The sequence below is a fragment of the Actinomycetota bacterium genome (assembly GCA_013152275.1).
Taxonomy (GTDB): Bacteria; Actinomycetota; Acidimicrobiia; order Spongiisociales; family UBA4744; genus BMS3Bbin01.
The window spans coordinates 1-4900 of record JAADGS010000051.1 but is presented as its reverse complement, the minus strand read 5'-3'; the positions used below and the strand labels follow the sequence as shown (position 1 = coordinate 4900).

6 protein-coding genes are annotated in these 4900 nt (G+C 63.4%); 1 reads left to right on the top strand and 5 read right to left on the bottom strand.

What is annotated here, in order from left to right; translation table 11 throughout:
* The 5 genes from GXP34_08985 to GXP34_08965 all read right to left on the bottom strand — a co-directional run bounded on the left by GXP34_08985 (position 1) and on the right by GXP34_08965 (position 3403).
* Positions 1–615 carry an RNA polymerase sigma factor gene (locus GXP34_08985; protein NOY56108.1) on the bottom strand — a complete coding sequence of 205 codons (615 nt, stop codon included), beginning with the start codon at positions 613–615 and terminating at the stop codon, positions 1–3.
* A 38-nt stretch (positions 616–653) separates the two neighbouring features.
* Positions 654–938, bottom strand: coding sequence for a hypothetical protein (locus GXP34_08980; protein NOY56107.1), 285 nt, complete (start codon positions 936–938; stop codon positions 654–656).
* A gap of 1242 nt (positions 939–2180) precedes the next feature.
* The gene (locus GXP34_08975; GenBank protein ID NOY56106.1) at positions 2181–2423 is read right to left on the bottom strand and encodes a helix-turn-helix domain-containing protein; all 243 of its coding nucleotides are present in this window, start codon (positions 2421–2423) and stop codon (positions 2181–2183) included.
* The gene (locus tag GXP34_08970) at positions 2420–2785 is read right to left on the bottom strand and encodes a helix-turn-helix domain-containing protein (protein NOY56105.1); all 366 of its coding nucleotides are present in this window, start codon (positions 2783–2785) and stop codon (positions 2420–2422) included. Before GXP34_08970 ends, GXP34_08975 begins: the two co-directional genes overlap by 4 nt.
* A gap of 360 nt (positions 2786–3145) precedes the next feature.
* A complete protein-coding gene (locus GXP34_08965) occupies positions 3146–3403 on the bottom strand; it encodes a translation elongation factor-like protein (protein ID NOY56104.1) in 258 nt (85 codons plus the stop codon).
* Positions 3404–3671: 268 nt separating this feature from the next.
* On the opposite strand from GXP34_08965, the gene GXP34_08960 reads away from it, so the two are divergent.
* Positions 3672–4900, top strand: a 1229-nt coding sequence (locus GXP34_08960; GenBank protein ID NOY56103.1) for a DUF222 domain-containing protein, incomplete at its 3' end; no start/stop codon positions are given.

Below are 4900 nucleotides of genomic sequence, written 5' to 3'. Positions count from 1 at the left end.
TCATTGGGATCCTCCTCTGTCGATCGGAAGGTGGCCGTCACCTGTTTGTTGTCCGGTCGGTTCGCAGAGTTCCCTCACCATCCGGCGTGCCCGCCACAGTCGGGACCGCACCGTCCCTACCGGTACGCCGAGTGCGTGTGCGATCTGTTCATAGGTGAGTCCTTCCCACGCGTGGAGAAGGAGTACGTCTCGACGGTGACGCCCCATCTCGCTCAACGCAGCAGCCAGGCACGACCTGAACTGAGCGGCGGCCTGACGGTCCTCAACCGCGTCGAACTCGACATCGACGTATGCGTCTTCTCGACCGGCGAGACGTTGGAAGGCACGCCAGCGACGAACCTCATCACGACGGTGACGATGCAGCACGTTCGTCGCGATCCCGTACAGCCACGGCAGAGCCTCACGATCCCGGCCGTCAAACGCTGCTGCTCGACGCAACGCGACCAGGAACACCTCCGACGCCAGGTCATCTGCCACGTCAGGACCGATCCTTCGAGCCAGATACCCGTGGATCGTGTCGTAGTGACGGTGGAAGATGTTCGCGAACTCCTCCGGATGGACCCTCACCTGCGCGAGGATCTCCGCGTCGCTGCGCGCATCTTCCACCTGACCCACCCTATCTGTCTGGAGTCATCCCAAAGGCCCGAGCGGGGTCACCCGGAGACGTACTTCAACGAGTTGGTCTTGTTCTGATTACGAGTCCAGAGCAACTGGTAGTACGGCGGCGTCGTCGTTTGCAGCAGTACCCAGTAGTTGTCCCAGTCGAAGTGCTGCACGTAACAAACACTGGCCGTCGCATCGATCCTGTTCTTCCAGTCGGCTGACAATGTCAAGCCTCCACCGTTGCACGGTCCACCCGAGATACTGATAGAAGACCCGGTGTCGATGTCATAGTGCGTGGCAATGATGCCCGCCGCGGCCAGAGTTCCTCTGTCCACCGTGGTCGGACTGTAGCCTGATGCACGTGCGACCCCTCTCGACTCCAGAAGGTCGGCGTAGGACGCGAAACACTCAGGCGTATCCTCCAGGACGAAGGCAACCCCGCGTGCATGACGCGACTTCATGCTTTCTCCTCTCGCTCACCCAGCCGACCCGCAACCCTGCAAGGGGCCTCAACCCCTACTTGCCCGAAGTCCATGATTCAGTTCCCGTACACCCACCTGTCCATGTCGACTCCCGCATGATCAGACGCTTCAACTCGTGTCAGCTCCGACCGGTAGCACCTGGCGCGGGTATCGGCCCAAGATCGACCGTCATATCCTGCCCACACTCGGCCGCATCACCGTCCGACCGTTCCGCCCGAGTCACTTGGAGGCGCTCCACGATCGGATGCTGCAAATCGATACTGCCAAGTGATCAACGGCTTGTCGGATACGACCACGACGTCCTTGTGGTTCCATCGATCGACGTGAACAACTGGCGGCCAGACGATGACCGCCATCTCTGCGGCAGTGACATGTACGACCACCGGGCCCGAACTCGGAGCAGCCTGGGCAGTCGGTGCAGCCGTAGTAGCCGTTCGAGAATGCCGTAGTCGATGAACCGACCTCGGATCCGGATTCGGAGTCAGGTGAAGCTCTCAGAGTCCCGTTCGCCTCACTTGTGGCCCAGACCAAGACTGTGGTGCTCGCAACGCACAACGGGCTGCCGGCTGCGAAGCCCGACGTGACCGTCGAACTCAGTGTCCCCCGACCGCCGATTCCGGACGAACCAGGGAGGTGACCTGACGTCTCACGGTACCGATCGACCGGATACGCGGCCAGGCCGCCCTGTTCCTAAGCCATCAACGATCACCCAACCAACCGTCCCGGAACCTCACCTCGTGGCCGGTCTTACTCCCCCGCCGACACCGCGGTCCGGACCATGTCGCCAAGACGAAGTTCACCAGATCTCCGTTACCAATCGGTGACGCTCCGAATCCGACAACCCGACGGCCCACAAGGAAGCGGCCAAGAGCGTGCCAGGGCCACATGTCGCCGAAACTTCAGCGTGTCGGCTCTGACGGCCTGCCGGACGGGTTCGGTTCCTTCAGGTTCTCGGCGCATGCGACCTTTTCCCTCTCTGCGAACCTCGAGGTTCCTGGCTAGGGATAGTGGCCCGGACAGGACCCGGCGGTGATAGCCACCAGCGATGTTCGAGCGGCGCTTCGATCGGGACTGAAGGCGGGGGCACTCCCGGTGTCAGCGTCCTCGTTGCTCAGCGGTCGGTTCGTACCGGTTCGCGATGAGCCATTGGAAGATCTCGTGGCGGAGGAACGTGAGTTTACGGCCGCCGGGTAGCCGGTGGGCGGGGATGATCCCTTCGCGTACCCAGGCGCGCACGATCTGCACGTTGGTGCCCAACAGCCCGGCGAGCTGTCTCGTGTCCATCACCGCCGGCACCTCCGGGTACCAGCGGTCATAGTTGATCTCGCCGCCGGTCACGGCTTGTCCCCGCCGGTGTCATCCGGTAGGTCCCCGTTGTCGAGGTCGGGTTCATCACCAGCCACACGAATCATCGCCGCGATCACCTCGTCGTGAAAGAAGCGGAACTGCTGACCCCAGCGCAGCGCCGGAACCTCACGGCGGTGGACCTTGTCGCGAACGTCACCGATCGTGCAGTGCATCATCTCCGCCACCTGGGCCGTGGTGAGAATCGGCGGATAGAGACGACGCAGCTCCTCTGCAGGGTCGGGGATGCTCATCACCACCCGGTTGTACGCAACGTTGTGGCAGTTCCGAATGGTCCCGCGAGCCGTCAGTGGTTCTTGTCCGTATCTGGTCCGCCAGCCGATGAGAAACACCACGAATCGACCAGTAGCGATGCAAGCCGAAAACCCCAGTCACGACTGCGTTTCCGGCGGTTTGCCCTGCTCATCCGATGCCCCGGATTCAAGCTCATAATCCGTAGGTCGCAGGTTCGAGCCCTGCCTGGCCCACCCCGAGAAGAAACCATCGGTGTCGACACCGGCAAGGAGATGATCCGGTCGACGCAAAACAGGCAGACGGACCCGGCCGAACACGCCAGACTCCTCCGGCAATCGGCCTTCATCGCCTTCCGCCTGCGACCCCGTCCCGATCAATGGACGTCTGTGCCCTGAGAGGGTCAAAAGCCCTTCGATTTACCGCACAGCCCGCGAGACATGCACGTGATCCCACGGCTTCGATCAGTCGGGCGTGACCACGAAAACCTGGTCGCCGACACGTGCCCGTTCGTTCACTTTGACGCCGATGGGGTCTCCCGCCTTCGCCGCATCAACCGCCTCATGCTCGATCTGCATGGAGTCGACGGTCTGGGTGAAGTCCGAGATGTGCCCGAGGATGTGGATCGTATCGCCAACCCTGAGTTCGCTGGACAGCTCGATGCCCACAACTCCCAGCTTGTCGTAGTAGTGGCTCACGGTTCCGACAAGGTGCTCGGCCATGTCTGTCTCCTTCCACTTGCGTAGGACACCAAGTATTGCATTTCGTGCCGGTGAATCGCGGGCGAACACGCGCCCGTCACCCACCGAAAGCGGCACCGATCGGTCTCTTCGTCGATGTTCGAGGGGCGGTCATCGTGCTCGTGTCTCCGAGTGCGTCCGCGACCATGGCCGGGCTCTCGGCCGGCATGACGGGACGAGCCGGATGGCAGCTCGACATGCGAGTTTTCGGGGGTAGTTTTTGTCGGTGTAGCCGTGTATGATCGAACATATGTTCGATGGCAAGGTTGAACCGATTCCTCGCCGGCTCGATGAGATGGAGCCGGGTCCGGTGTTGGCTGCGTTCCTGTCGACGATCGATGTCGGGAAGCTGTCAGGATATGACCGTATCGTGGTGCTGCGGGCCCATCGGCGGATGGCGTCGCACTACCAGGCCCACACCTACGAGGACATGGCTGCCGTCGCCGACGCGATGGGCGACCCCGACGACCCGTTGGCGATAGAGTCCGCGGCGGCCGAGATCCGGGTCGCGTTGCGGTTGACCCGACGGGCCGCCGACTCGGAGCTTGCGTTCGCTTTCGTCCTGAGACAGCGTCTCCCCCGAGTCTGGGATCGCCTTGCCGGCGGGGATATCGACCTGCGTCGCGCCAAGACCATCAGCTTCGGGACCGAACATCTGCCGATCGGTCTCGCCCGCGATGTCACCGACCGGGTGATGGCGGATGCGTCTCACCTCACGTCCGGGCAGCTCGCAGCACGGATCCGCAGGCTCTGTATCGATATCGACCCCGACGATGCGCAGCAACGGTACCGGCGAGCAATCGACGAACGGCGCCTCATCGCAGAACCGACCGAATCGGGCACCGCTCACCTCCTCGGCCTCGACCTCGCCCCCGATCGGGTCACCGCCGCAGCCGCGAAGATCAATCAACTCGCCCGCAGCCTCAAGACCGCCGGCGAGTCCCGCACCATGGACCAACTGCGCGCCGACGTCTTCCTGGACCTCCTCGAAGGCACACCCGGCTACGCCACCAAGACCACAGGCGCCGTCGAAATCCACGTCGACCTCCAAACCCTGACGAATCTCGCCGATCACCCCGGCGAGCTGGCCGGCTACGGGCCAGTCATCGCCGACATCGCCCGACACGTCACCGAACAACAACAAGCCGGCCAATGGCACTTCACCGTCACCGACCCCGATACCGGACAGCCCACCTACCAGGGCACCACACGCCGGCGACCCACCACCGGCCAACGCAGACTCGCCGAAGCCCGCAACCCGACCTGCGTCTTCCCCGGATGCCGCATGCCCGCCGCGAGCTGCGACCTCGACCATCGCACACCGTACGCCGACGGCGGCCCCACCACCATCACCAACCTCGTCCCCCTTTGCCGCCACGACCACCGCATCCGACACGACGCCGGATGGACCTACCAGCCCCTCCCCGACGGCGACCACCACTGGACCACCAAACTCGGCCACACCTACACCACCAGCGG

Excerpts from the sequence above, each read along its gene's own strand:
- GXP34_08965 (NOY56104.1), bottom strand. The coding sequence starts at position 3,403 with ATGGCCGAGCACCTTGTCGGAACCGTGAGCCACTACTACGACAAGCTG.